Consider the following 24,466-nt stretch of genomic DNA (forward strand, 5'->3'; position numbering starts at 1 on the left):
TAGCCGCGCCATAGTGGCGGAACCCTGCCTGAGACGAGACGCGCATGACCCTTCCCACTATTCCACTGGCCACCGTGCGCCATCACCATCTGGCCAAACACCGTCTGTGCGAGCCCCCCACCGGCCCCGGCAAGGGTGCGGACCTTGATCAGATGCTCGAGGATCTGACCTTCGTGCAGCTCGACAGCATCAACACCGTCGCCCGCGCCCATCACATGATCCTGCACGCGCGGCGCGGCAATTACCGCCCGCGCGCTTTGGATCGCCTTATGGCCGAGCGCCGCGTGTTCGAGCATTGGACCCACGATGCCTCTGCCATTCACATCGACAATTTCGCCCATTGGCGGCTGAAGATGGCCCGCGACGCCGAGACCTTGCGCGGTCGCTGGAAGGAATGGCGGCGCGCAGGCTTTGAAGAGAAGTTCGACGAGATACTGAAGCGCATCTCCGATCACGGCCCCTGCTGCTCGTCCGATGTGGGGGAGAACGAGCAGAAGGGCTCTGGCGGCTGGTGGGATTGGCACCCATCGAAGACTGCCCTGGAATATTTGTGGCGCTCGGGCGAGCTGTCGGTGACGCGGCGCGAGGGGTTTCGCAAGTTCTATGACCTGACCGAAAACGTCATCCCGCCTGAACATCTCAACCAGCGCTACCTGCCTGAGGAGACGATCCAGACCGCCTGCTCCACCGCGTTGGACGCCTTGAGCTTTGCCACGTCCGGCGAGCTGGCCGCGTTCTGGGACATCATCACGCCGCAAGAAGCCAAGGATTGGTGCGCCGAACAGCTGGCCAAAGGCGACCTGATCGAGGTGATGCTGGAGACCGCCCAAGGCAAGCCGCGCCGATCCTTCGCACGGCCCAATGTGCTCGACACACCGCTGATGGAACCCACAAAGCGCATCCGCATCCTGTCGCCTTTTGACCCTGCGTTGCGCGACCGCAAGCGGACCGAGCGGCTCTTTGGCTTTCACTACCGGATCGAGGTTTTCGTGCCCGAGGCCAAGCGCAGATACGGCTACTACGTCTTCCCCGTGCTCGAAGGGGACCGCATCATCGGGCGCATCGACATGAAGGCCGAGCGCGCGCGCGACACGATGGCGGTGCGCGCCTTCTGGCCCGAGACCGGCGTGCGCATGGGCTCCGGACGGGTCAGGTCGCTGCAGATCGCGATCGAGCGCAGCGCCAAGCTTGCAGAGGTGTCAGAGCTGGAGTTCGCCCCAGACTGGCTGCGGTGACGGTGCGCTGAATACGTATTCACATTTTCCTTGAAAAGGCCCTACCCCATGGTAGGCTCGCGCCGACTTCACACCGGAGAGCCCCATGACACCGCAAGAGATGGACGCCCGCATCGTCCGCTACGGCGACCTGAAACCCTGCAAGACAGCTTTCATCGACGCGCACACGCCGGGCTCGGACCAGAAGGAAAACTTCACCATCATCGGCGGCGGCGTCTCTGAGTCCCCCGACCAGCACGTCCATATCCGCGACACGCCCGGCTTCAACATCGGGGCTGCGGGCCAGCCACCGAAATGCCGCAACTCGCTGCATTCCCACCGCACGGCGGAGGTGTTCTTCGTGCTCAAGGGCCGCTGGCGCTTCTTCTGGGGCCGTTGGGGCAACGCGGGCGAGGTCGTTCTGGAAGAAGGCGATATCATCAATATCCCCACGGGCATCTTCCGGGGGTTTGAGAATATCGGCACCGACTACGGGATGATCATGGCGATCCTCGGCGGCGACGACGCGGGCGGCGGCGTGATCTGGGCGCCCCAGGTGATCGAAGATGCCAGCGGTCATGGGTTGGTGCTGGGCGAGAACGGCAAGCTCTACGACACCAAGAAAGGCGAAAGCCTGCCCGATGGGATCAAGCCGATGTCGGTGCTGACCGACGATGAGCTGAAGGCCTATCCGGAGCCTACCACGCAGGAGGTCGTGCCACATTACGTGGCCCGCTACTGGGACATGATGGCGCTGGCCGACCGCCAGCCCGCGCGCGTAATTGGCGACGGCGCGATGCTGCATGACAAGCCCGGCTTCGAGGTGGAGCTGCTGACCCGCGGCTCGATCCCCGCCGAGAAATACACCACGGACACACACGAAATCCTGATGCCCATGCGCGGCCATTGGCGGCTCGACTATGACGGCGGCTCGGCCGTGCTGAACCCCGGCGACACCTGCGCCGTGCCTCCCGGCGTGGCCCGCAGCGTGCAGCCGTCAATGACAGGCGAGGCCTCGCTTTACCGCGTGCGCAGCACCGATGATCCGGCAGGCCCAACCGTAAAGGCTTGATCGCGCGCCGCTTTCCGGGCCATGAAGGCCCATGACCGAAACCCAGCTGCGCGAGCAGATCTGCCTGCTTGCCAAATCCATGTTCGATCGGGGCCTCACTGGCGGCTCCACCGGCAACATCTCGGCGCGCACGCCGGATGGGGGCCTGTTGGTCTCGCCTACCGGGACAAGCTTCGGGCGGCTCGACCCGGGGCGGCTTTCGCGCTTTGATGCGCAGGGCACACTGATCTCGGGCGACAAACCCACAAAGGAGATGCCACTCCACAGCGCCTTTTACGACACACGCAGCAGCGCGGGCGCGGTGGTGCATCTGCATTCGTGCCATTCCGTCGCGTGGTCGATGATGCCCGATGTCGACCCCGATAACTTCCTGCCCCCGCTCACGCCCTATGCGATCATGAAGCTCGGCAAGGTCCAGCTGCTGCCCTTCTTCCTGCCTGGCGACCCGGCCATGGGCGACGCCGTGCGCGGGTTGGCGGGCAAGCGCTCCGCGGTCATGCTGGCCAATCACGGCCCTGTCGTTGCCGGAAAGGATGTCGAGGCCGCGTGCAACGCCATTGAAGAGCTCGAAGACACCGCCCGGCTGGCCATCCTGATGCGCGGGTTTGAGGCACGCGCGCTCACGCCCGAGCAGGTGCAAAACCTCGTCACCAAATTCGATGTGGAGTGGGACTAGACATGCAATTCTCGGCCAATCTGGGCTTCCTCTGGAACGACCAGCCCCTCCCTGACGCCATCCACAAGGCCAAGGCCGCAGGCTTCGCCGGGGTTGAGCTGCACTGGCCCTATGCCACGCCCGCAACGGATGTCGCCGACGCGTTGCGCGATACCGGCCTGCCCTGTCTGGGCCTTAACACCCAACGCGGCGATGTGGCCGCGGGCGACAATGGCTGCACCGCGATCCCGGGCCGCGAAGCGGAGGCGCGCGACTATATCGACGAGGCCCTCGCCTATGCCGACGCCATCGGCGCGGGCGCGGTCCACGTCATGGCGGGTTTCACCGACAAGGGCGAAGCCGCCCAAGCGACCTTCACCGACAACCTGACCTATGCCTGCGCCGAGGCGGCCAAGCGCGGCAAGACTATTCTCATCGAGCCGCTCAACGCCTACGATGCGCCGGGCTATCACCACGGAACGCTTAATGAAGCGCTGGCCGCGCGCGAAAAAGTTGCGGCTGACAATCTGAAAATCATGTTCGATTGCTACCACTTGCAGATCATGGGCGGCGACCTTTTACGCAATATCAAGGTTAACCTCGACGCCATCGGCCACATCCAATTCGCCGCCGTGCCCGACCGGGGCGAACCCGATCAGGGCGAGGTCGACTACCAATGGCTGCTGCACGAGATCGAGGCGCTCGGCTGGCAGACGCCCTTTGGCGCGGAATACAAAGCGCGCAGCACGACCGATGCCGGGATCGGCTGGCTCGACGCCTACCGTTAACCCGTTTGCCATTTCCGCGCCGCTGCGCTAATCCAAGGAGATCCGTCGGGGTGCCCTTAGGGGCTGAGAGGCAGAAATGCCGACCCGCCGAACCTGATCCGGGCAATGCCGGCGTAGGGAACGGGTACCACCGCCAACAGGCGCCCGCCTCCCGAAAACCGCGCAGACGCCCTCTTTGGAGGCTTGAGAGATGCGCGCGACCCCGCCAATTGCCCTGACCATCGCAGGCTCCGACAGCGGTGGCGGTGCTGGGATTCAGGCGGACCTCAAGGCCTTCTCCGCCCTTGGCACCTATGGCGCCAGCGTGATCACGGCCGTCACCGCGCAGAACACCACCGCAGTGACCGCCGTCCACGAAATCCCCGCCGATGTGGTCGCGGCCCAGATCAAGGCGGTGCTTTCGGATCTGGATGTACGCGCCATCAAGATCGGCATGCTGTTCTCCCCCGCAATCATCGACGCGGTGGCCCGTGAATTGGAAAGCTTCGACGGTCACATCGTGCTGGACCCGGTGATGATCGCCAAATCCGGCGACGCGCTGCTTCAAGACGCGGCCATCACGGCGATGATCGACCAGATGCTGCCCCGCGCGACCCTGCTGACCCCGAACCTGCCCGAAGCCGCCCGCCTACTGGGCGCGACCGAGGGCGAAGAAATTGAAGCGCAGGCGCACGCCCTACTGGCCAAGGGTCCGCAGGCGGTCCTGATGAAGGGCGGGCATGGCACAGGCGAGACTTGCACCGACCTTCTGGTCACCCCCGACCTGCCGCCCCTGCGCCTCGACGCGCCGCGGATCGACACGCGCAACACCCACGGCACGGGATGCACCTACTCCGCCTCCATCGCCGCGTTCCTCGCGCTCGGCCACACCATGCCGGACGCCGTGACAGCAGCCCATGCCTACCTGCACGAGGCCATCAAACGCTCCGACGAGTTGCAGATCGGCGCGGGCCACGGTCCGGTCCACCACTTCCACAGCCTGTGGGACGCCCATGCCTGAGGTCACGATCATAGGCGCGGGGGTCGCGGGGCTGTGCTGTGCCGCAACGCTGCATGCGCGCGGCGCGCAGGTGCGCGTGATCGACCGCGCAGCGGCCCCGGGTGCCCACGGGTGTTCGTGGTGGGCGGGTGGCATGCTCGCGCCCTTTTGCGAGGGCGAAAGCGCCGAAGAGCCCGTCGTGCGGCTGGGCCAAAAGGCCGCCGATTGGTGGCAGGATCAGGGGATCGAGGTTCATCGCCATGGCACGCTCGTCGTCTCCCCCGCTCGCGACCACGCCGATCTGCGTCGCTTCGGCAAGCGCACCGTAGGCTTCACCGAGCTCTCCGGCCCGCAGATCGACGCGCTGGAGCCAGACCTTGCAGGCCGCTTCGCCAAGGGCCTTTTCTTCGGGACAGAGGCGCATCTAACGCCCCGCAAGGCGCTCGACCGACTCTGGACCAAGCTGGCCGCAAGTGGCGTCTCCTTCAAGCAGGCAGAGGTCGACCCTGCCGCCCTCCCCGGCCTCGTTGTCGATTGCCGCGGCTTTTCCGCCCGCGATGCACTCAGTGATCTGCGTGGCGTCAAGGGCGAGATGCTTATGCTTTCTTGCCCCGATATCACCCTGTCGCGGCCCGTCCGCCTGCTGCACCCGCGCATCCCGCTCTACGTGGTCCCGCGCGGCGACGGTATCTTCATGCTGGGCGCCACGATGATCGAAGGGGCCGCCGGCAAACACCCCACTGCGCGCGCGCTGCTGGAACTGCTCAGCGCCGCCTACGCGCTCAACCCCGCTTTCGGCGAGGCAGAGGTGCTGGAGATTGGCGTCGACAGCCGCCCCGCCTTCCCCGACAACCTGCCACGCGTCACTCGCGAGGGCGATCTGATCCGGGCCAACGGCCTGTTCCGGCACGGATTCCTTCTGGCCCCGGCACTGGCCGGTATGGTCGCCGACGCGATCTTCGACACACAGGAGTTGCCCCATGCGCATTCAGCTTAACGGCGTCCCGCGCGAGACCGAGGCCGCGACGCTCGACGCTCTGCTGATCGAGGCAGGTTATGCCGACGCCGTCGTCGCCACCGCCGTGAACGGCGACTTCGTGCCCGCCGCCGCGCGCGCGTCAACCACACTCAACCAAGGCGACGCCATCGAAGTCGTCGCGCCGATGCAGGGGGGCTGAGCGATGCGCGACTTCTACGGCACCGAACTGGCCAACGGCTTCATGCTCGGCACGGCGCAATACCCATCGCCCGCGATCCTCGCCGACGCGTTCAAGCGCTCCGGTGCATCGGTCGCCACCGTGTCCTTGCGCCGCGAAAGCGGGCAGGATCGCGCGGGACAGGATTTCTGGGCCCTGATCCGCGATCTGGGCGTGCACATCCTGCCAAACACCGCCGGGTGCCACACGGTCAAAGAGGCCGTCACGACCGCCCACATGGCCCGCGAAGTCTTTGATACAAAATGGATTAAACTCGAAGTCATCGGCGAAGAGGACACGCTGCAGCCCGACGTCTTCGGCCTGGTCGAGGCCGCGCGCATCCTGTCAGAAGACGGCTTTCAGGTCTTCCCCTACACGACCGAGGACCTCGTCGTGGCCGACAAGCTGCTGCACGCGGGCTGCGAGGTTCTGATGCCCTGGGGCGCACCCATCGGCTCCGGCATGGGGCTGAACAACCTGTTCGGCCTGCGCGCCATGCGTGCGCATTTCCCGGACGTGCCACTGGTCATCGACGCAGGGCTTGGCCTGCCTTCCCAAGCGGCTCAAGCGATGGAGCTGGGCTATGACGCGGTGCTCCTGAACACGGCCGTCGCCAAGGCGGGCGACCCGGCCGCGATGGCCGAGGCCTTCGCCCAAGCCATCGCCGCGGGCAAGCAGGCGTTCGAGGCAGACCCGATGGAAACCCGCGACATGGCGGCACCATCGACCCCTGTGATCGGAAAGGCGTTCCTGACATGAGCCTCGACCGCTTCTACCCGATTTTTGACAGCGCCGACTGGCTGGAGCGCCTGCTGCCGCTGGGCATCAAACTGGTGCAGCTCCGCGTCAAAGATCGCACGCCGGATGAGACCCGCGCCGAGATTTCCCGCGCCAAAACGCTCTGCGCGCAGCACCGCTGTATGCTGGTGATCAACGACTACTGGCAGACGGCAATCGACGAAGGCTGCGAGTGGGTTCACTTGGGTCAGGAAGACCTCGACGACGCAGATATCCCCGCGCTGAAGGCCGCCGGGATCAAGCTGGGTCTCAGCACGCACGATCGGGCCGAGCTGGATCGCGCGATGAGCTTTGACCCCGACTATGTGGCGCTCGGCCCGATCTATCCGACGATCCTGAAGAAGATGAAGTGGCACGAGCAAGGCATTGATAAAATTACGAAATGGAAAAGCCTGATTGGCGACACACCACTGATCGCCATCGGCGGGATGAGCATTGAGCGCGCCAAAGGCGCGTTTGACGCGGGCGCCGATGTCGTCTCCGCCGTCACCGATATCACGCTCAACGATGAACCTGAAGCCCGGGTCCGCGATTGGCTGAAGGCCACGCGATGAGCCGCTACGCCCGCCAGGAAATGTTGCCCGAAATAGGCGCGTACGGTCAGGCCAAACTGGCCGCAACCCACGCTTTGGTTGTGGGCGCTGGCGGACTTGCGGCCCCGGTTCTGCCCTATCTCGTCGGCGCGGGTGTCGGACGGATCACGCTGGTCGACCCGGACGTGGTGAGCCTGAGCAATCTGCACCGCCAGGTACTGTTTTCGGAGACAGATATCGGCCAACCCAAGGCCCGCGTCGCTGCCGAAGCCCTGCACGCGCTGAACGCCGAGGCAATGGTCACACCGATTGCCAAAGCTCTGACGCCGTCCAACGCTGCCGACATGGTAAACGGGGCGGACATCGTTCTAGACTGCGCCGACAGCTTCGCGGCCAGCTACATCCTGTCGGACTCCTGTCTTGCTGCGAACACCCCACTGATATCGGCCTCCGTTCTGGGTTTCGAGGGCTATGTCGGCGGCTTTTGTGCCACCGCGCCCAGCCTGCGCGCGGTTTTCCCGGACCTGCCCGCCCGCGCTGCGACCTGCGCGACGGCCGGTGTAATGGGGCCAGTGGTTGGCACGCTCGGCGCGATGCAGGCACAGATGGCTCTGAGCACCATCCTGAACCTAGACCCGTCGCCTCTCGGCCAGCTGATGATGGTTAACATGCGCGACTTCCGGACGTCTGGCTTCCGCTTTGACGGCGCGGCGGAGTCCTCCGCGTCTCTCAGCTTCATCGCCGCTGATAGCATCACGCGGGACGACTTCGTGGTCGAGCTGCGCGGGACGGACGAGGCCCCCACACCCGTTACCGAAAACGCACTACGGCTCGACCTCGCATCTTTCCAGACGGACCCAATCACCCCGGCCACCGGCCAGCGCGCCGTGCTGACCTGCCGCTCCGGGCTCCGGGCGTGGCAGGCGGCCCGCGCGCTGCAGGACCGCTGGTCCGGCGACATATCCCTCATTGCAATGGGCGATCCAGCCCCTACGAAGAAAAGGCAATAACCGATGAAACTCACGACCCTCACTGCGACGTTAGCTTTGGCCGCCAGCCCCCTGATGGCGCAGGATAAAATGACCGTTCTTCTGGATTGGTTCGTCAACCCCGACCACGGCCCGCTGATCGTGGCGCAAGAGAAGGGCTACTTCGCAGAGCATGATCTGGAGGTCGAAATCATCGCCCCCGCCGACCCGTCCGATCCGCCGAAAATGGTTGCCGCTGGCCAAGCCGAGTTGGCCATTTCCTATCAGCCGCAGCTGCACCTGCAAATCCACGAAGGCCTGCCGCTGCAGCGCGTTGGCACGCTGGTCGCCACACCGCTCAACTGCCTGCTGACCCTCGCCGATGGTCCGATCAAGACGCCCGCCGACCTTAAGGGCAAGAAGATCGGCTTCTCCGTCGCCGGTGTGGAAGAAGCGGTATTGTCGGCCGTTCTTGGCACCCACGGGGTCGCATTGGACGAGGTGGAACTGGTTAACGTGAACTGGTCCCTCTCGCCCGCCCTGATGTCGAACCAGGTGGACGCCGTGATCGGCGCGTTCCGCAATTTCGAGCTGAACCAGATGGATATCGAAGGCGTCGCGGGCAACTGCTTCTACGTCGAAGAGGAAGGCCTGCCGCCCTATGACGAGCTGATCTACGTGGCCAACACAAACTCGATGGACAAGGGGCTGATCGCGCGCTTCCTCGCCGCGACCGAGAAGGCCACACAATACATCATCAACCACCCGACCGAGAGCTGGGAGATCTTCTCGGGCACCTCCGTGGACCTGCAAGACGAGCTGAACAAGCGCGCCTGGGCCGACACGCTGCCACGCTTCGCCCTGCGCCCGACGGCGATGGACGAAGGCCGCTACGCCGCGTTCGAGGCGTTTCTGCACGAATCCGGCCTGATCCCTGCGATCAATCCGGTCGATAAGATCACCATCGACGTGACCGCAAAATGACGCCTGACTATGGCAAGACCTTCGAGCTTTGGCGCGAAGGCGCAGGTGCACCATGGGGCGCGTATACGCATCATGCCTTCGTCGAAGGTCTGCGGGACGGCACCCTGCCCCGCGCGGCGTTCCTGCATTACCTGATCCAGGATTACGTCTTTCTGGTGCACTTCTCCCGCGCATGGTCACTGGGTGTCGTAAAGTCGGAAACGATGGACGAGATGCGCGTCTGCGCGGGCACTGTCGACGCGTTGGTCAACCATGAGATGGCCCTGCATGTGAAGACCTGTGCTGCCGCGGGGATTGATGAGGCGACGCTCTACGCGGCCTCCGAGCAGGTCGAGAACCTTGCCTACACGCGCTATGTCATGGATGCGGGATTGCAAGGGGATTTCCTTGATCTGATGGCCGCATTGGCCCCATGTGTGATGGGCTACGGCGAGATCGGCGCGCGGCTGGCGGCGGAGCGTACGAGCGACACCTATCGCGACTGGATCGATACCTACGCTGGCGCGGAATATCAGGAGGTCTGCGAAACCGTCGGCACGATGCTGGACGCCTCAGTCGCGCGGCGGATCGGGACGCTTCAGGGCTCCGCGCGCGAGGCCGCGCTGCAGGCGCGCTTCACCAAGGCTACCGAGCTGGAAGTCGGCTTCTGGGACATGGGGCTGCGCGGCGCCTAGATGTCGAGCGCGCCGGGCATCACATTGCGGGGCAGCTTCGCGTTTGACCACGCGCGGCTCTTTGGTCCTATTGATCTGACCCTGCCCGCGCGGCAATGGACCTGTCTGCTGGGACCATCGGGCGTCGGCAAATCGACGATCCTGCGGCTGCTTCTGGGGCTGGAGACCGGCGGGCTGTTTGACGGCACAATCACCGCCTCCGATGGCGGCCCCGTCACGCCGCGCATCAGCTACATGGCGCAGTCCGACCTGCTGGCCCCCTGGCTGAGCGTGCGCGAGAACGTTGTGCTGGGCGCGCGGCTGCGGGGCGAGACGCCGGACATGGACCGCGCCGCGAAGCTTATCGACCGCGTCGGTCTGTCAGAACATCAAACAAAGACGCCCGCCGCGCTGTCGGGCGGCATGCGCCAGCGCGCGGCCTTGGCCCGGACACTGATGGAGGACCGCCCCGTGGTGCTGCTTGACGAGCCGTTCTCGGCCCTCGACGCCGGCACGCGGGCGGACATGCAGGAACTGGCCTTCGAGGTACTGGCGGGCAAGACGGTGATGCTGGTGACCCATGACCCGGCGGAGGCCAGCCGCCTTGGCCACCAGATCGTGCTTTTATCGCAGGACGCCGCCAGCCCGTGGCCTGTGCCGGGCACGCCGCCTATTCGCGACATTCATGCGCCAGAAACGCTGGACAGTCAGGCCAAGCTGATGGCCCATCTGCGGGAGCTGCGCGCATGAGGCGGCTCGATATCCTTTGGGCCCTGCTGGTGGGGTTGGCCCTGTGGCAGGGGCTGGTTTGGGCCACCGGGGTTCAGCATTTCATCCTGCCCGGCCCGGCCCGCGTGGCGGAGGCGTTCTGGGTCAACCGCATCTCAATCTTCGAAAATGCACAAGTGACAATTGTCGAGGTGCTGCTGGGCCTTGCAATCGGTACCGCGCTTGGCGCGTTGACCGCGATCCAACTGGCACTGTCGCCCTTGATGCAGCGATTATTCCTGCCGATCCTCGTCTTCACGCAAGCCGTGCCGGTCTTCGCGCTGGCCCCGATCCTGACCCTGTGGTTCGGCTACGGAATGGCCTCGAAAATCGTGATGGCGGTGCTGATTATTTACTTCCCCGTCACCTCGGCCTTCTTCGATGGGCTCAGAAGCGCGCATCCGGGACTCGTGGACCTGTCGCGCACCATGGGTGCCACGCAGATGCAGGTGATGCGCCGCATTCGCATCCCCGCAGCCCTGCCGTCGCTTGGGACCGGGCTGCGGCTGGCCGCGGTCTACGCCCCCATCGGCGCGGTGATCGGGGAATGGGTCGGGGCGTCGAAAGGCTTGGGATATCTAATGCTGCTCGCCAATGGGCGCGCAAAAGTCGATCTGATGTTCGCGGCACTCATCACGCTCGCGATCTTCACGGTGATCTTGCACAAATTGGTGGGAGTGCTGGCGGATCGGCTCAGCCACTATGCGGAAGGCAGGCGCTAAAAAAAACCGCACCCATAGGAAGCGCGGCGTTCTAGTTCGAAATGATGTCCTCGATTTGATCAAGGCGAGACGCCGGGCTGCCGTCGGAGCCGAAGGCCGCAAAATAAATCTGCGCCACCTGCTCTTCGGTAAGCGCGTCGGCGTCCACATCAAGGCCCACGCGGTCGAGGTAGTTCTGCACCGACGTTTTGACCGAGTGCTCGCCGGTGACAACAAGCCCCCAGTCGCGATCTTCATCGGTTTTCAAAATCGTGGCCGTGACGGCTTCGTTTTCCAACACGGTCTCAATTCGCTGCGTGCGCTCCGCGGGGCTCATCGACGAGTTGCCTGCAAGATAAATCTCTACAATCTGCTGGTCGGTGAGCGAAGTGACGGGCACGTCATAGCCCGCGCGGTTCAAAATCTCGTCGACGCTGTCGACCATCGTGTCGGAGGCACCTTCATATGCAAACGTCGACGTCGCTATCGTTGCGGCGGCGCCTGCGATGATGAGTGCGCGGGGCATGGGTGTCTCCTTTCTTGTATGGGTTTTCCTTGGGTGAGTCGTGTAATTCAAGCCCCCAACGGGTCAGCCGGGTCTTCGTTCCAAGATCTGAGCAATCAGGCCGCGCCGTAGCGCCGCAGGGGCGTCACAGCAGCCAGAGAATGCCGCCAACACAAATCGAGCCCACCGCCAGAATGGCCGCAAGGGTGATCATGCGTGTGTAGGATGCAACCTCGGTATCATGCCTGTCGATCTGGCCGCGCGCCGCACCACACCGTTTCGCGGCCGAGATGAAGATCAGCACGGCCGCGATGATAAAGACCTCTGCCACGCCTTTCGCCACATAGGGGTATTCCGTGTCGCCAAACACCGCGCGCAAGCCGAGCGCCAACGCCACGCAGGCCATGCCCGTGCGCATCCATGCCGCGAAGGTCCGCTCGTTGGCCAGCAACGTGCGGTCCTGCGCCCAGGCCGTGCGGGCGTCCGCAAGCTCTTCTCTGTCAGGGTCTTTCGACAAGTTCGATGACGGCATTGTTGATCTATCCTTCAGGCGCAACAAAGCCCGCGCGGCGATCCGCGCGGGCTTGAAATGTTCAATCCGGTGAGGTTATGCGCTGGCGGTGGCGCTGCGCGGGCCTGCAATCAGCCACACGATGAAGCCCACGATCGGCAGGACCAGAACGAGAAGCGTCCAGAGCACCTTGCTGCCCGTTGAGGCAGACGAGCCGATGATCGACACGATGGCCCAGATGTTCAACACCAGAACGATAAAGCCGCCAATTCCTGCGAATTCCATAGTACTCTCCTTTAATTATTTGCCTACAGAACGTCTGCGCCTGTGGAATAGTTCCCGGCCGCCTTACGTCTCGTCCAATTCGTCCCGCACTTGACCGAACGCCAGAAGGGTGAAAATCACCGTGCCGCCAACGATATTGCCCGCGAGCACTGGCAGGAAAAACTGCAGCAAACCGTCGAGCGGCGTCAGCAGGCCCTGCACCATCAGGTAGGCCATCTCGACCGAGCCCGCGACGACGTGGGTGAAGTCACCCGCGGCGATCAGCCATGTGAAGACGACGATGACGAAGAATTTTGACCCTTCGGATTCCGGCAAGAGCCACACGATCGCGGCCACAAGCACGCCCGCGGGGATGCCGCGCTGGAACGCTTCCATCGCCGGGAAGCCAGTTGCATGGCGCGACAGCTCTTCGATTGCGGGTTTCAGCTCGGCCGGAATGGCGGACGTGTAGGCAAACAGCAATGCGACGGCAAAGGCACCAACGACATTCGCTGCAAGTACGATTGTCCAAAGCGAGCCGACCTGCCTGAACATGCGCCTACTGGGGTTGTGCACAACCGGCACAACGGTCGTGATCGTGTTCTCCGTGAAAAGCTGCATCTTGCCGAGGATCACGACAAGAAAGCCCAAGGAGTAGCCGAGGTTTTCGACCAGATATGCCCATTCCGCCTCGGGCAGATAGGTGCGGAAAATCGCCTCTCCCAGCACGGACAAGGAAATCATAACGCCCGCTGCGACGCCGGACCAGATGAGCGAGCGCTTGGGCCGCTCCAGCTCTTCTTCGCCTTCGCGTCGGATGACCTCGAAGATCATCTTGGAATTCAGGCCGACATTCTCTTCGACCATACGTTCGTCAGCGGGGTTCAGCTTGGGGGGTGGGTTTTCCAAAACACGTCTCCGATTAATCTGTGACAAACGTCGCACGTCACAAACCGGTTCCAAGACATGTCGATTTTTCGCCTCGTTATTTGCCCCGCCATGCACGCAAGGCCAGCGATAGGACGAAGAGGCCCACAAATACGAAAAACAGAACCGTAGCCACACCCGCCGACGACTTGGCGATACCGCCAAATGCAAACACGGCCGCGAGCAAGGCCAAGACCAGAAAGATGGCCGCCCAGTGAATCATGATGTCTCTCCCGTGACATAAATTTCATGTGGGCAGGGAACACGACGGGCAGAGCGTCGGTTCCAGATCGAGGGGCAGATGGGCAGTTTTGTCGCGATTTTGGCCGATTTTCAGGCAAAATCCGCCGTTCTGCTAATGATCTGTTAATTGTGGGGAGATGTTTGACTTCTTGAATGTGGCGATCAGCCGGTGACGGGCGCCGTCGGTTTCCGTACGCAAATCGGCTTCAAGCTGCGACGCGAAGGCTTCCATCAATTGCGAGGCAAGCTCGTGGGGCGCCATCGTCTCCCCCACCTCATGCTCGATCCGAAGTAGCACCAGGCCATCCTCGACCTCCAGCGACAGATCGAGGCTCGCGTCCTGCTCTTCATTGGCCTTCATGGATTTCAGTGCGACGTTGACCGCCTCTGACACAAGCAGGGACAGCGACATCGCCTGATCGGGGAACAGCTCCAGATCGGCGATCTCCGTGCGGGCGTTGACGTGGCCGGAGCGGGTCATGACCAGCATCTGACGTATCAGTTCGCGCAGGATCGGTCCCGCGTTCACCGCGTCGAAATTCTCGGTCTGGTAGAGGTTGCGGTGGATCGTTGCGAGCGTCATCACCCGCTCTTGCAGGCGGCGCAGGGCGCTTTCGGTCTCTTGGTTTTCGGTCTGACGGATCTGCATGTTCATGATCGACGAGATCATCTGCAGGTTGTTTTTCACCCGGTGATGTACCTCTTTGAGCAGAACGTCCTTCTCCTTGAGCAGCGATTGGTTGTTGTGCAGCGCGTCCTGCAATTCGGCCTCGTCGCGGATCAGCGAGCGGGCCATCGCCTCGAAGTCAGATTGCATGTCGGCGAATTCCACCGGCATCGCCCCCTCGTCCGTGTCTTCAGTAAAGCGGCGGTTCAGCGCGAAGCGGCGCATCTTGACCCGCAGGTTCTGCACGTGCTGGACCACCAAACGGTTCAGCGCGAAGGAGGCAACGAACACGCTTGCGATCCACATGAAAAACGGAAACAGGATGGCCGAGATCGACGTGCCATCCGACGGTACAAGCTCGGACTCCGGGTTCCAGAAGCTCAACGCGTACATGCGTTCCGGCACAATGGGCACCATGGCGAATTTGCGCCCCTGCCCGTCATGGCTTTCCGTCGCAAAGACCTGTGCATCCTGGCCGATGAAGGTGGTCAGGTCTGTCTCTGACGGCAGCGAAGGGGCGGTCAAAAGTAGGCTCTCGGTGCTCGTCAGAACCTCGCCTTGCGCGTTGAATGTCATGTAGCGCACGTCGCGCACCCGTTCTTCGGAATGGGCGAGCCGGTCAATTTGCTCATGCGGGATCGCGATCGTCACGAAGCCCGCCAGTATCTCGTCGCGGAAATACGGCTGATTGACACTGATGACCGAGCGGTCACCGACGCGCCCGACCTGATTGGTGTCGACCTTTGCTTCGCCGGTTTCGACCAAGGCCCGGAAATTGGAGGAGTTGGTCAGATCATACGCCTGCCCGTCCGACGTGCATGACATCCTGCCATCGACGCTGAGAAGCCCCACGAAATTGTAAGTGGGATTGGCTTGAAGGAAGTTCTCGAAGAATTGCGCGCAGACGCTGGGATTGGACGCAATCACATCCGCCGTCGCGGCCAGCATCTGCGCCGCACCAAACGCGCGGTCGACCAGTTGCCGTTCCGCGGACGTCGCTTTTTCTGTGAGGGCAAGAAGGGCCAGCTCGCTGCGCAGGTCGCTTTCGCGGGTCAGCTCGCGGGTCTGGAAAATCGCAATGAACCCGATCGGCAACAATGCCAATGACAGGTACAACACCACCTTCGCAATCAGGCTTTCGCGCCACGAAGCCCGGTCTTCTCCGTTCAAAATGCAGTCGTCCCCTGCGTTGTTACGACCCCCATCGTTGCCGCGTCGGTGATCTCCATCGCGTCTTCGTCGCTAAGCCCCATGATCTCGGTCAACGCAGAACGTCCGCGATTTACCCGGCTTTTGATCGTGCCGACCTTCACGCCACACATGTCCGCGGCTTCTTCGTAGGAAAAGCCCTGTGCGCCGACCAGGATCAACGCCTCGCGCTGCTCGTCGGTCAGCTTCGTGAAGGCCTGCTTGAAGTCGGTCAGCTGCAAAACGCCATCATGGGCGGGTTTTTCCGCTAACCCTTCCGCGAAGACGCCGTCGACGTCGGCGACCTCCCGCTTCAGTTTGCGGCGGCTGGAATAGAACGTGTTGCGCAATATGGTAAAGAGCCAGGCACGCAAATTCGTGCCGACCTGAAACTTTTCGATATTCGTCCACGCCTTCACCAGCGTGTCTTGGACCATGTCGTCAGCCGTGGCGCTGTTGCGTGTCAGGGACATCGCAAAAGCGCGCATTGCGGGGATGTGCTCTGCAAGCTCGTCCCGCGGATCGTTACTTTTCATTCGACGATCCCTGTTGTTCGGTCTGCTGCTTCAACTGGGCAAGCAAATCCTTGAAGCGGTCGGGCACATCTTCTTCAAGACTTTCCCGAAAAACGCGCTTGAGATTCTCATCGATTTCTTCATCGCGCTTTGAATTTTTGTCGGCTGGGGCCATATCTAAAGGCGTTCCTGTATAAAACTGCTACCACATGCGTTTTCTAGGGAACGCAACTCGGCATTGGGGCGTTTGGTTCCAAATAAAAAAACATTAGGACGGATCACATGAGCGAAGTCTCCTCTCAACATGATGTTACGGCAGAAATTGGCAAGGCTCTGCCTTACCTTCGCCGCTATGCGCGGGCGTTGACCGGTGCCCAGTCGAGCGGCGATCGATATGCCGCCGCTGCGTTGGAGGCGATCTTGGAAGACCGCTCCATGCTGGACGATGTCGCACCGAAAATCGGCCTGTTTCGCGCGTTCAACAAAATCTGGCGCTCCAGCGGTGCCCCAATCGAAGACTCCGCCAACGATCTGGAGGCGAAGGCGCAAGAGCATCTCGCCAAGTTGACGACCAACACCCGCGAGGCGCTTCTGTTGCATACTGTAGAAGAGTTCTCTTTCGAGGAATCGGCGCAGATCATGGAAGTGTCGGCAGAAGAAGCCGCCGAGCTGGTTCAGATCGCCCGCAACGAGATGAGCAAATCCGCCTCTGGCCGCCTGATGATCATCGAAGACGAAGCGCTTATCTCCGTCGACTTGAAAGCCATCGCCAACAGCATGGGCCACGAAGTCACCGGCATCGCGCGCACCCACGCGCAGGCGACCGAGCTGGCCGCCAAGGATCGTCCGGAATTGATCCTCGCTGACATTCATCTTGCCGACAATTCGTCGGGGATCGAGGCGGTTAACGAGATCATCAAGGATATGGGCGAGATCCCGGTGGTCTTCATCACCGCCTACCCTGAGCGCCTGCTCACCGGCGAAAAGCACGAGCCGGCCTTCCTGATTTCCAAACCCTATACCGAGGACCAGGTCCGCTCCGCGATCAGTCAAGCGATGTTCTTCTCGTCTACTGAGACCCTGCGGGCCTAAATCAATTGGGCCGCCGCCCTCCCAAGCGGCGGCCCGCTATGTGAGCGACAGACTGTCCTCGATCGCGCCCACAAGCATTTCTTCGGTAAACGGCTTTGGCAGCGTGACCACGCTGCGCCCTGAAACCGCGCTATCCCCCAAAACGACAACCCCGGCCTCTGCGGCAAGGAACCGATCGCACAGTTCCTGGTTGACGATCTCAGCCGAGACGATGGCGATCGTCACGCGCGCGGGCCGCGTGTTGGGGACCTTGAGGCCGTTGAAGTCACTGACCGGCTCAATCTCGCAATCGGTAAACTCTGTCGCCAACGTCTCCGCGATATCAAGCGCGACGACGGCGTCAGTCTCTGACACGAGAAATCTTATTGCATGAACGAAGACCATATCGCCCTCCATTTGGAAGCATGCTTATGGAACATTCTCGGACGTGCGGCATTAAACTAGGACATAGAACAAGAAGAAAGAGACCATGGCTACAGAGTGTAAGAATTGCCCGCTCCACACCAAGGACTTATTCGTCAGTCTCAAGCCCGAGCAGCTGGCAGAGATGCAGCGGTTCAAGGTCGGTGAACTCAGCATCGATCCCGGGACACCGCTGCTTATGGAGGGGTCCAATAGCCCGCAATTGTTCACAGCACTTCGCGGGATGGGGCTGCGTTACAAGACACTCCAGGACGGACGCAGACAGGTTATAAACCTTGTTTTCCCGGGGGATTTCATCGGCTTGCAGGCGGGTGTGATGAAAGAAATGAAGCATTCCGTCGAGGCCACGACCCATATGACCTTGTGCGTTTTCGACCGCGGCGAGTTCTGGAATTTCTTCCGCAACAACCCCGAACGCGGCTTCGATATGACGTGGCTTGCCGCTGTCGAAGAGCATCTTCTGGGCGAAAGCCTCGCTACAATCGGCCAGCGCACGGCGTCTGAAGCAATCGCCTGGACCCTTCTTCGCATCTACAGGCGCGGCGAGGCGGTAGGTCTTGTGACAAACGGTCACATGCCGATGCCCTACAAGCAGCAAGACCTGGCCGATTGTCTTGGGCTGTCGCTGGTTCACACGAACAAGACGCTCGGACGGCTGCGGGAGCGTCAAATCGTGTCCTGGTCGGAAGGTCAGTTGCAAATCAATGACATGGAGAGCTTGGCAGAGCTGGCAAAAGATGATGGCGAGCCGATGCCAAAGCGCCCGCTGATGTAGCGCACGGAACAAACCGGCCCCCGCCGCGTTGCTCAACTAATGAGATGGAGTACAGAATATGAGTGCAAACGACACAAACATTGAAAAAGAAGCCAAACGTCACAGCCCGGCCCTGCTTGGCATTGCCGGTGTCCTGACTTTTGCCGCGTTGCTTTTCGTAGGGTTCACGCTGTTCGGCCCCTCGACCGAAGAAGACTCGCTGGTGATCCCGCCCACCATCGAAGCAAATGACGGCTAAGCCAAATCAATAGCCCCGCTTGAATTCGCAAGCGGGGCTTTTTTGCGGCCTCAGTAATCTTTCCCGAAGTAGATCCCGATCGACGTGTCTCCGTCGGATTTCACCCGCCCGCTCGCGGTCAGGTTCGGTGCCAGATCGATATTCAACGACACCCCCGCCGTATTCGTGTCGCCGACCGTCACCTGTGAATAGACATTATCCGACAGGTATTTGCCGACACGCAGCCCGGTATTGCCTTCGGCATCGGTGGTGACATCAAGATCGTCCAGGTTGAAGCCGCGCCGCAGCTTCGAAATCACGCCCTCCCCGCCCTCGCCCGCAAGGGTCGCCACCGCGCTGGCCAGTTGCAGCGCCTGAAAGGCCGACAGCTGGCTGGCCTCGCGGCCAAAGAAGATCTGTGCCAAAACCTCGTCCTGCGGCGCCTCCGGCGAGGAGACGAAACGCACCCGCGGCTCCGATGCCGGGCCTTCGATCAGAACCGTGGCGGTGCCGACGCTGGTGTTCGTTGTGGCCGCAAAGCGCAGGAACGGATCGAGCTGGCCCTGCAGATCGACGGAGCCCTCGTCCAGCACGAAGCGTTTGCCCAGCACATCCAGCCGCCCGCGCACCAGCGAGAACCGCCCGGCTGAAATCAGGTTGTTCGTGGTGCCGCGCAAGGTCAGCCGCCCGCCCATCTCTGCGTCCAGCCCGCGCCCGCGCACGAAGATGCGCGACGGCGCGTTGATCACGATATTCAGCCCGTAGTCCGGGCCCGCACCGCCCTCGCCCGCGTCCTCTCCGTTACCGTCCAACCCGGCGCGCGCGATGGTCTGGCGCACCGCAGGGGGCGCGCCTTGGTGGATAATTTCCGGCACGATGGCAAAGCCGCTGGTCGAGGCCGACGGCACCACGATATTCGTCTCGCCCACGCCGATCTGCCCGCTGATCTGGGCCCCACCGCTCAGCGGCCCTTCCACGCGGACCTGCCCCTGAAGCACTGTCTCATAGAGCGTGGGATCAACCAGCCGCACCGCCTCGAGCCGTGCGGTCAGGGCGGCTCGCATGCCGCCGGTCAAATCCACCGGCCCGCGCAGGGTGATCTGCCCACCGGTGGACACCGCACCCGAGATATCAAGCTGCGCCTGTCCGCCCGACAACCCGATCCGTGCATCGATCCCTTCGAGTGCGACTGCGAAAGTCGGGGCCGACAGGCGCGCGCCTTGCGTCGTGACCGTGCCGGACAGGCCTTGCAGACCGGGCGCGCCATCAAGGCGCAGATCAAACTGCGCCTGCCCGGCAAGGCTGCGCGGCGCAATAAACGGCCCCGCCAGCGCCAGCGGCGCGCTCCCGTTCGCCGACAGCGCCATCGCCCCGCCGCCGACCGTGCCCGACACGCTGGCATCCGTCCCGCCAAGACCGCGCATGCGCGTGTCGATCCGCCAGCTGGCACCCTGCTGGACCGCACGCCCGTCGACATCCAGCGCCCCGCGCAACGGTACGCCAAAGGGTCCGACATCGGGAACGCTGGCCGAGAACTCCACCTGCGGCGCGGGGCCGGTCACAGGACCCGAGACCCGGGCAGAGGACCCGTAAGGCCCCGACAGGCTGGCATTCACCACAATAGCCTCGCCCTGCGCCTGCGCCGTGCCCTCGACCGTCGCCGCGCCGTTCACGCTCGATACCAGAGGGCGCACATTCGGCAAGCGCAGCGCATAGCGGATGTCGGGCGTGTTGAGCCCTGTCACCTGCCCTGCCACCTCGCCGTTCAGCCCGTACGGCCCGGTGATCTGCGTGTCGACGGACCAGCCCGCGTCGTTCTGGGTAGCCCGCCCCGAAACCGACGCCGCGCCGGTATAGCCCGGGGCCAGCGGCGCGATATCCGGCAGCCGGGCCGAGAAATCCACCGCAGGCTCGGCCCCGGTGACGCGGCCATCGACCTCTACGGTCGCGTCGAAAGGCCCTGTGCCATCGGCGCGGATCGACCAGCCTTCAGGGGCTTGCGACGCGCCGCCGGTAAGCCGCACGGTCCCCTCAAGCTGTGGGTCGATCACGCTGGCATCGGGCAGGCGCAGATCGAATTCTGCCGTTGTCGCATCGGTCACGATGTCCGCCGTCGCCGTCAGCGCCAATTGGCGATTGGTGATATCAAGCCGGGGCACGCGGGTCCCGGCCGCGTCGCGCACAGCGTCCATCACCAGCGTCGTCTGTCCCGCCAGCACCGCATCCGCTTGCGCGATGCCCACACCAAGCTCCCGCGTGGCCGCCTTGACGGCAATCTCGAACGCGCCGCCCGCGTCCACGCGGCCGTCAAGCTGGGCCTCCGCCGCGCCGCGCAGATCGACCCCGGCAAGGGGCGCGAAGCGAGCGAGATCGCGCGCCTGCAATGTGGTGTCAAACCGCGTCTCGAACTCCGCATCGAGCCCGGCAACCAGCACCTCGCCGGTGAGACCGTATTGATCGCCGCTGAGCTCCAGACCGGTGATCTGCACGGGCGCGCCCTCGCGGTAGGCGACGTCAAAACGGCCCTGCACCTGCGCGCCCACGGCACTTTGCACGGCCGCGTCTTCGAACGCCACATCGCTCGCGGCGAGTTGCACCGCGCCGGTGACGCCCGATTGCGGCGCGCTTATGTCGTCGAGCGTGCCTTCCGCCGTGATCTGAACCTCGCCCGCCACAACCGCGGCGGTGTCGAGTTGATCGACGGTCACTTCCGCCGTCCAGGCCTCGCTCTGCGCATTGTCATGGGCGACGCTCAGCCGCGCGGCTTCAATGCGAATGGGGCTTTCACCAAAGGGTAGCAACAGCGGCCCGCCATTGGGCGCACCGATGCGGCCCTGCATATCAAACCGCGTTGGCCAGTAGTCCGGCGACAGGGCCAGCGCGCCGTCAAGCTCCGTCGCGCCGGTCTCGAAACGCAGGGCGTCGAGCGTCAGCGCACCCGCGCCATCCTGCGCGCCTTCCGCGGCCAGGGCGACGGTGTCGCCAAAGAACGGCTGGTAGGCGGACGGGAAGAGCGGCGCGAGATTGCCACTGAGGTCGGCCTCAAAACTGCGCCCGCCATCGCCGCGGCCCGTCAGGGTCACCGCGCCGCGCAGCCGGGGCTCATCATTCGTGTCCAGTGCGATCTCGGTTTGCAGATCGTCCAGCGGCCCCTCGCCCTGCACCGCCAACCGCACGGAGGGCCGTCCCGGCAGGTTCAGGCTGCGCGCCACCAGCCCATCGGCGGCCTCGTCAAGCTGCAGGTCGATCACGACCGCCTCGCTGCCAGCGTCAAAACTCGCGTTCAGCGCGAAGTTGCCTGCCTGCCCGTCGATGCGCCGCGCATCGATCTGCGCCGCGCCGGAGCCATCCGCCAGCCGCGCGGAAGCCGCCAGCGTCATCTCCGCCTCTGCCCCAAGGATCGGCGCACCCAGGGCGATGCGCCCGATCTCCACCCGCTCGATCTCGACCGACACCGGCAGGTTCGGCAAGCTGAACCCCTGCGCCTCAGGGCTTGGCATGTCCGATGGCGGCGCTTGCGGCGGGCGGGATAGGATCGCTTCGGCCACGGTCAACGCGTCGATCTCGATGCGCCCCCGCAGCAGCGCCGAGCGGGTCCAGACCATCTCTATCTCGCGCAGCTCCAGCCACACGCCCTGATCGTCGGCAATGGTGATCCGCGCGATCTGGGCCGTGCTGCTGAGCGCGCCTTCAAAGCCTTCAACGCGCACCGTGCGGCCCTCGCCGCCAAGCGCGCCCTCAAGCAGCCCCGCCACGAACCCGCGGTCGCTCTCACCCGACAGGTCTTCGGCCAGCTGTTGCGCCGCAACAAAGCCCGTCCAGAGGGCGACCATCGCCGCCAGCAAAAGGCCCCAGACGCGCATCAGAAGGCCTGCCCGATGCCGATGTAGATCTCGAAGCCGCTCTGATCGCTGGGGCCTGAAATCGGCAGCCCGACATCAAGCCGCACCGGGCCGATCCCCGTGTCATAGCGGATGCCGAGCCCCGCGCCGCTGTGCCACTCGCCACTGCTGCCATCGGGGAACTCCTCCGAGCCGACATAGCCCAAATCGTAGAAGCCCACGATGCTGAGGTTGTCCGTGGTCTTGGCCCGGATTTCGCCCGACAGGCCGATGAACGACCGCCCGCCCACCGTCGCGCCCGAGGCCAGCTCGACCCCGAGCGACTGGTAGTCCTGCCCCCGCACCGTGCCACCGCCGCCGGAGTAGAACAGGAAATCCACGGGCGCGTCCTGAAGGCTCGGCCCGCTCACCGCGCCAAGCTGGCCCCGCAGCGCGAAGGTGAATCGGTCCTCGGCCCCGAAGCTGCGATAGACCCGTCCGTCGGCAAACAGCCGCACCCCGCTGGCGGTGCCTGAGATATTGAGAAACGGCGTCAGCGCGACCCGCGCGTAGTAGCCGTCCGTCGCGTTCAGCTCGTTGTTGCGGTAGTCGAACTCGGCGCCCATCGGCGCGGTCAGGATGCGGTAGGATTGCTCTCCGAAGGCGTCCACCGTATCGGCCGCCTCGAACCCCAGACCAAACGTGTATTCACGCTGCAGCGAGGCGTAGCGCCGGATGCCCGCCTCCAGCCGGATGCGGTCGGCGCTGTAATTCGGCTCGTCCTCGCTTGAAATCTCGGCCTCCGCGTAGAAATCCGTGTCCTCGTTGAAGGTCGCGGGGCGGCCGAAGGTCAGCTGCACATTGTAATCCTCGCCGCCGCTGTCGCCGCCGATCCCCTCGACCTCGCCCTCGATGCGCAGCCGCTCGGCGCCCCCGAACAGATTGCGGTGGAGCCAGAAGGCGCTCAGGCCGAGGCCCTGCTGCGTCGAAAGCTCCGCGCCGAAGCCAAAGCGGCGTGGCTTGGCCTCGGTCAGCTGCGTGTTGATATCAAGCACGTCGCCGCGCGGCTGCTCCGCCTCGCTGAGCACCACGACACTGAAAACGCCCGTGCGGCGCAGGCGGGTGGCGGCAAGCTCCAGCTCCTCAGGATCGAACACCGACCCCGTGGGCAGCCCCGCGATATCGCGGATGCGGTCCTCGCGCATCCGCTCGGGTCCGCGGATCACCAGATCGCCAAAGCGCAGGCGCGGGCCGGGATCAAGCCGCAGGTCCGCATCAAGTGCGCCCGCATCGTGGCGCGCGATGATCGTCTGGCCCGACAGCGCCGCCTTCGCATGGCCCACGTCCCGCCACCCGGTCACGCCCGCCTCGGCGGCATCGCGCAAGGTCGAGGTCGAGGCCTGCGCGCCGCGGGCGAAGTCTTCCGGCAACTCCGTGCCCGGGGCCAGCGGCGTGAGCTGCACATCGCCAAAGCGGAATTGCTGGCCTTCGCGCACTGTGATCTGCACCGTGCCGACCGCACGCGGCGGGGCCACGGCGGGGATCGACGCGACCTCGCGCCCGTCCAGCTTGATCGAGATCACCGGGCCAAAATATCCCCGGTCGTACAGCAGCCCGACCAGTCGCGCGTAGTCCGCTTGCGCGGCGGCCAATACGTCTTGGGGCGTGGCGGGCTCTTCGCGTTGCAAAAGGCCCGCAGACAGGGAGGTGGCGCGCAAGGCCTCGGCCAGATCACTGTCGGGGCGGTCGGTGGCGATGCGCACATCGAGCGCGGCCACGGGCAGGACAGACATCAAAAGAAGCAGGGCCGCGCGGCCGAAAGGTAGTCGCATCAGGTCTAGTGCTCCTCCGGTCAGCCCGGCCCACGTCAGTCGCAAAACGCCAAGGCGGGGAGATCGGTTCCCGCATGCGGTGCTCCCTAATGCTCTACGCCCCACGCGGCGCGACTGCAACGTGGCGCGGGCCGATCCCTCGTGACATTTGCGTCAGACGGGTTACCTCTTGGCGCC

General features: G+C 63.8%; 28 protein-coding genes and 1 riboswitch. Of the genes, 17 read left to right on the forward strand and 11 right to left on the reverse strand.

Translation table 11 applies throughout. The features are described from left to right. Positions 1-44 precede the first annotated feature (44 nt). From C8N43_RS03860 to C8N43_RS03925, 14 genes are all read left to right on the forward strand, one after another. Positions 45-1,235, forward strand: a complete 1,191-nt coding sequence (locus C8N43_RS03860) for a winged helix-turn-helix domain-containing protein (protein WP_107844342.1) — start codon at positions 45-47, stop codon at positions 1,233-1,235. Between the two features lie 85 nt (positions 1,236-1,320). Beyond that, a complete protein-coding gene (locus tag C8N43_RS03865) occupies positions 1,321-2,286 on the forward strand; it encodes a cupin domain-containing protein (RefSeq protein WP_107844343.1) in 966 nt (321 codons plus the stop codon). 31 nt (positions 2,287-2,317) lie between these two features. Next, the gene (gene otnC / locus C8N43_RS03870; protein ID WP_107844344.1) at positions 2,318-2,962 is read left to right on the forward strand and encodes a 3-oxo-tetronate 4-phosphate decarboxylase; all 645 of its coding nucleotides are present in this window, start codon (positions 2,318-2,320) and stop codon (positions 2,960-2,962) included. Continuing rightward, complete coding sequence (locus C8N43_RS03875; protein ID WP_342748704.1) at positions 2,953-3,729, forward strand: hydroxypyruvate isomerase family protein; 777 nt, start codon at positions 2,953-2,955, stop codon at positions 3,727-3,729. Before otnC ends, C8N43_RS03875 begins: the two co-directional genes overlap by 10 nt. A 36-nt stretch (positions 3,730-3,765) precedes the next feature. Beyond that, positions 3,766-3,866: riboswitch (TPP riboswitch) on the forward strand. Between the two features lie 53 nt (positions 3,867-3,919). Further along, positions 3,920-4,729 carry a bifunctional hydroxymethylpyrimidine kinase/phosphomethylpyrimidine kinase gene (thiD, locus tag C8N43_RS03880; protein ID WP_107844346.1) on the forward strand — a complete coding sequence of 270 codons (810 nt, stop codon included), beginning with the start codon at positions 3,920-3,922 and terminating at the stop codon, positions 4,727-4,729. Next, positions 4,722-5,705 carry an FAD-dependent oxidoreductase gene (locus C8N43_RS03885; protein WP_107844347.1) on the forward strand — a complete coding sequence of 328 codons (984 nt, stop codon included), beginning with the start codon at positions 4,722-4,724 and terminating at the stop codon, positions 5,703-5,705. Before thiD ends, C8N43_RS03885 begins: the two co-directional genes overlap by 8 nt. Further along, positions 5,689-5,886, forward strand: a complete 198-nt coding sequence (thiS, locus tag C8N43_RS03890) for a sulfur carrier protein ThiS (RefSeq protein ID WP_107844348.1) — start codon at positions 5,689-5,691, stop codon at positions 5,884-5,886. Before C8N43_RS03885 ends, thiS begins: the two co-directional genes overlap by 17 nt. Positions 5,887-5,889: 3 nt before the next feature. Next, the gene (locus tag C8N43_RS03895; protein ID WP_107844349.1) at positions 5,890-6,663 is read left to right on the forward strand and encodes a thiazole synthase; all 774 of its coding nucleotides are present in this window, start codon (positions 5,890-5,892) and stop codon (positions 6,661-6,663) included. Then, positions 6,660-7,256, forward strand: a complete 597-nt coding sequence (locus tag C8N43_RS03900) for a thiamine phosphate synthase (protein ID WP_107844350.1) — start codon at positions 6,660-6,662, stop codon at positions 7,254-7,256. The genes C8N43_RS03895 and C8N43_RS03900 overlap by 4 nt, the downstream gene beginning before the upstream one ends. Continuing rightward, complete coding sequence (locus C8N43_RS03905) at positions 7,253-8,245, forward strand: HesA/MoeB/ThiF family protein (RefSeq protein ID WP_211308558.1); 993 nt, start codon at positions 7,253-7,255, stop codon at positions 8,243-8,245. The genes C8N43_RS03900 and C8N43_RS03905 overlap by 4 nt, the downstream gene beginning before the upstream one ends. A gap of 3 nt (positions 8,246-8,248) precedes the next feature. Beyond that, positions 8,249-9,187: an ABC transporter substrate-binding protein gene (locus tag C8N43_RS03910; protein ID WP_107844351.1), complete on the forward strand. Its 939-nt coding sequence runs from the start codon at positions 8,249-8,251 to the stop codon at positions 9,185-9,187. After that, a complete protein-coding gene (tenA, locus tag C8N43_RS03915) occupies positions 9,184-9,861 on the forward strand; it encodes a thiaminase II (RefSeq protein WP_107844352.1) in 678 nt (225 codons plus the stop codon). The genes C8N43_RS03910 and tenA overlap by 4 nt, the downstream gene beginning before the upstream one ends. Next, the gene (locus C8N43_RS03920; RefSeq protein ID WP_107844353.1) at positions 9,862-10,590 is read left to right on the forward strand and encodes an ABC transporter ATP-binding protein; all 729 of its coding nucleotides are present in this window, start codon (positions 9,862-9,864) and stop codon (positions 10,588-10,590) included. After that, positions 10,587-11,330: an ABC transporter permease gene (locus C8N43_RS03925; RefSeq protein ID WP_107844354.1), complete on the forward strand. Its 744-nt coding sequence runs from the start codon at positions 10,587-10,589 to the stop codon at positions 11,328-11,330. Before C8N43_RS03920 ends, C8N43_RS03925 begins: the two co-directional genes overlap by 4 nt. Before the next feature lie 31 nt (positions 11,331-11,361). Here C8N43_RS03925 and C8N43_RS03930 read toward each other — a convergent pair whose 3' ends face one another. From C8N43_RS03930 to C8N43_RS03965, 8 genes are all read right to left on the reverse strand, one after another. Next, the gene (locus C8N43_RS03930; RefSeq protein WP_107844355.1) at positions 11,362-11,835 is read right to left on the reverse strand and encodes a hypothetical protein; all 474 of its coding nucleotides are present in this window, start codon (positions 11,833-11,835) and stop codon (positions 11,362-11,364) included. A 124-nt stretch (positions 11,836-11,959) separates the two neighbouring features. Beyond that, positions 11,960-12,346, reverse strand: coding sequence for a YidH family protein (locus tag C8N43_RS03935; RefSeq protein WP_107844356.1), 387 nt, complete (start codon positions 12,344-12,346; stop codon positions 11,960-11,962). A gap of 75 nt (positions 12,347-12,421) precedes the next feature. Then, positions 12,422-12,610 carry a PLDc N-terminal domain-containing protein gene (locus C8N43_RS03940; protein ID WP_107844357.1) on the reverse strand — a complete coding sequence of 63 codons (189 nt, stop codon included), beginning with the start codon at positions 12,608-12,610 and terminating at the stop codon, positions 12,422-12,424. A gap of 63 nt (positions 12,611-12,673) precedes the next feature. After that, positions 12,674-13,456: a formate/nitrite transporter family protein gene (locus C8N43_RS03945; protein WP_107844358.1), complete on the reverse strand. Its 783-nt coding sequence runs from the start codon at positions 13,454-13,456 to the stop codon at positions 12,674-12,676. A 118-nt stretch (positions 13,457-13,574) separates the two neighbouring features. After that, positions 13,575-13,739, reverse strand: a complete 165-nt coding sequence (locus tag C8N43_RS03950) for a DUF1328 domain-containing protein (RefSeq protein WP_107844359.1) — start codon at positions 13,737-13,739, stop codon at positions 13,575-13,577. 132 nt (positions 13,740-13,871) lie between these two features. Next, on the reverse strand, positions 13,872-15,596 hold the full coding sequence (locus C8N43_RS03955; protein ID WP_107844360.1) for a sensor histidine kinase: 1,725 nt from the start codon (positions 15,594-15,596) through the stop codon (positions 13,872-13,874). After that, positions 15,593-16,150 carry an RNA polymerase sigma factor gene (locus C8N43_RS03960; protein WP_107844361.1) on the reverse strand — a complete coding sequence of 186 codons (558 nt, stop codon included), beginning with the start codon at positions 16,148-16,150 and terminating at the stop codon, positions 15,593-15,595. Before C8N43_RS03960 ends, C8N43_RS03955 begins: the two co-directional genes overlap by 4 nt. Beyond that, complete coding sequence (locus C8N43_RS03965; RefSeq protein ID WP_107844362.1) at positions 16,140-16,304, reverse strand: NepR family anti-sigma factor; 165 nt, start codon at positions 16,302-16,304, stop codon at positions 16,140-16,142. The genes C8N43_RS03960 and C8N43_RS03965 overlap by 11 nt, the downstream gene beginning before the upstream one ends. A 107-nt stretch (positions 16,305-16,411) precedes the next feature. Between C8N43_RS03965 and C8N43_RS03970 the strand changes: the two genes are divergently transcribed. Continuing rightward, positions 16,412-17,221 carry a response regulator gene (locus tag C8N43_RS03970; RefSeq protein ID WP_107844363.1) on the forward strand — a complete coding sequence of 270 codons (810 nt, stop codon included), beginning with the start codon at positions 16,412-16,414 and terminating at the stop codon, positions 17,219-17,221. Positions 17,222-17,257: 36 nt separating this feature from the next. On the opposite strand, the gene C8N43_RS03975 is transcribed toward C8N43_RS03970, so the two are convergent. Then, positions 17,258-17,575 (reverse strand): hypothetical protein, encoded by a 318-nt coding sequence (locus C8N43_RS03975; protein ID WP_146174154.1) that lies wholly within the window; start codon positions 17,573-17,575, stop codon positions 17,258-17,260. 115 nt (positions 17,576-17,690) lie between these two features. Here C8N43_RS03975 and C8N43_RS03980 point away from each other — a divergent pair, with 115 nt between their 5' ends. Together C8N43_RS03980 and C8N43_RS03985 are read left to right on the forward strand one after the other, a co-directional pair. Next, entirely contained in the window at positions 17,691-18,419 is a 729-nt protein-coding gene (locus C8N43_RS03980) for a Crp/Fnr family transcriptional regulator (RefSeq protein WP_107844365.1), read from the forward strand. A gap of 58 nt (positions 18,420-18,477) precedes the next feature. Beyond that, positions 18,478-18,657 (forward strand): hypothetical protein, encoded by a 180-nt coding sequence (locus C8N43_RS03985; protein ID WP_107844366.1) that lies wholly within the window; start codon positions 18,478-18,480, stop codon positions 18,655-18,657. Between the two features lie 50 nt (positions 18,658-18,707). Here C8N43_RS03985 and C8N43_RS03990 read toward each other — a convergent pair whose 3' ends face one another. After that, positions 18,708-22,499: a translocation/assembly module TamB domain-containing protein gene (locus tag C8N43_RS03990; protein WP_107844367.1), complete on the reverse strand. Its 3,792-nt coding sequence runs from the start codon at positions 22,497-22,499 to the stop codon at positions 18,708-18,710. Then, positions 22,499-24,289 (reverse strand): autotransporter assembly complex protein TamA, encoded by a 1,791-nt coding sequence (locus C8N43_RS03995; protein ID WP_107844368.1) that lies wholly within the window; start codon positions 24,287-24,289, stop codon positions 22,499-22,501. Before C8N43_RS03995 ends, C8N43_RS03990 begins: the two co-directional genes overlap by 1 nt. Between the last annotated feature and the right edge of the window lie 177 nt (positions 24,290-24,466).

Origin of the sequence: Litoreibacter ponti (assembly GCF_003054285.1) — a bacterium.
GTDB classification, from domain to species: Bacteria; Pseudomonadota; Alphaproteobacteria; order Rhodobacterales; family Rhodobacteraceae; genus Litoreibacter; species Litoreibacter ponti.

What these genes read in the sequence shown, in the direction of transcription:
- C8N43_RS03860 (WP_107844342.1), top strand. Translation starts at nt 45, where the DNA reads ATGACCCTTCCCACTATTCCACTGGCCACCGTGCGCCATCACCATCTG.
- C8N43_RS03865 (WP_107844343.1), top strand. Translation starts at nt 1,321, where the DNA reads ATGACACCGCAAGAGATGGACGCCCGCATCGTCCGCTACGGCGACCTG.
- otnC (WP_107844344.1), top strand. Translation starts at nt 2,318, where the DNA reads ATGACCGAAACCCAGCTGCGCGAGCAGATCTGCCTGCTTGCCAAATCC.
- thiD (WP_107844346.1), top strand. Translation starts at nt 3,920, where the DNA reads ATGCGCGCGACCCCGCCAATTGCCCTGACCATCGCAGGCTCCGACAGC.
- C8N43_RS03885 (WP_107844347.1), top strand. Translation starts at nt 4,722, where the DNA reads ATGCCTGAGGTCACGATCATAGGCGCGGGGGTCGCGGGGCTGTGCTGT.
- thiS (WP_107844348.1), top strand. Translation starts at nt 5,689, where the DNA reads ATGCGCATTCAGCTTAACGGCGTCCCGCGCGAGACCGAGGCCGCGACG.
- C8N43_RS03895 (WP_107844349.1), top strand. Translation starts at nt 5,890, where the DNA reads ATGCGCGACTTCTACGGCACCGAACTGGCCAACGGCTTCATGCTCGGC.
- C8N43_RS03900 (WP_107844350.1), top strand. Translation starts at nt 6,660, where the DNA reads ATGAGCCTCGACCGCTTCTACCCGATTTTTGACAGCGCCGACTGGCTG.
- C8N43_RS03905 (WP_211308558.1), top strand. Translation starts at nt 7,253, where the DNA reads ATGAGCCGCTACGCCCGCCAGGAAATGTTGCCCGAAATAGGCGCGTAC.
- C8N43_RS03910 (WP_107844351.1), top strand. Translation starts at nt 8,249, where the DNA reads ATGAAACTCACGACCCTCACTGCGACGTTAGCTTTGGCCGCCAGCCCC.
- tenA (WP_107844352.1), top strand. Translation starts at nt 9,184, where the DNA reads ATGACGCCTGACTATGGCAAGACCTTCGAGCTTTGGCGCGAAGGCGCA.
- C8N43_RS03920 (WP_107844353.1), top strand. Translation starts at nt 9,862, where the DNA reads ATGTCGAGCGCGCCGGGCATCACATTGCGGGGCAGCTTCGCGTTTGAC.
- C8N43_RS03925 (WP_107844354.1), top strand. Translation starts at nt 10,587, where the DNA reads ATGAGGCGGCTCGATATCCTTTGGGCCCTGCTGGTGGGGTTGGCCCTG.
- C8N43_RS03930 (WP_107844355.1), bottom strand. Translation starts at nt 11,835, where the DNA reads ATGCCCCGCGCACTCATCATCGCAGGCGCCGCCGCAACGATAGCGACG.
- C8N43_RS03935 (WP_107844356.1), bottom strand. Translation starts at nt 12,346, where the DNA reads ATGCCGTCATCGAACTTGTCGAAAGACCCTGACAGAGAAGAGCTTGCG.
- C8N43_RS03940 (WP_107844357.1), bottom strand. Translation starts at nt 12,610, where the DNA reads ATGGAATTCGCAGGAATTGGCGGCTTTATCGTTCTGGTGTTGAACATC.
- C8N43_RS03945 (WP_107844358.1), bottom strand. Translation starts at nt 13,456, where the DNA reads ATGGTCGAAGAGAATGTCGGCCTGAATTCCAAGATGATCTTCGAGGTC.
- C8N43_RS03950 (WP_107844359.1), bottom strand. Translation starts at nt 13,739, where the DNA reads ATGATTCACTGGGCGGCCATCTTTCTGGTCTTGGCCTTGCTCGCGGCC.
- C8N43_RS03960 (WP_107844361.1), bottom strand. Translation starts at nt 16,150, where the DNA reads ATGAAAAGTAACGATCCGCGGGACGAGCTTGCAGAGCACATCCCCGCA.
- C8N43_RS03965 (WP_107844362.1), bottom strand. Translation starts at nt 16,304, where the DNA reads ATGGCCCCAGCCGACAAAAATTCAAAGCGCGATGAAGAAATCGATGAG.
- C8N43_RS03970 (WP_107844363.1), top strand. Translation starts at nt 16,412, where the DNA reads ATGAGCGAAGTCTCCTCTCAACATGATGTTACGGCAGAAATTGGCAAG.
- C8N43_RS03980 (WP_107844365.1), top strand. Translation starts at nt 17,691, where the DNA reads ATGGCTACAGAGTGTAAGAATTGCCCGCTCCACACCAAGGACTTATTC.
- C8N43_RS03985 (WP_107844366.1), top strand. Translation starts at nt 18,478, where the DNA reads ATGAGTGCAAACGACACAAACATTGAAAAAGAAGCCAAACGTCACAGC.
- C8N43_RS03990 (WP_107844367.1), bottom strand. Translation starts at nt 22,499, where the DNA reads ATGCGCGTCTGGGGCCTTTTGCTGGCGGCGATGGTCGCCCTCTGGACG.
- C8N43_RS03995 (WP_107844368.1), bottom strand. Translation starts at nt 24,289, where the DNA reads ATGCGACTACCTTTCGGCCGCGCGGCCCTGCTTCTTTTGATGTCTGTC.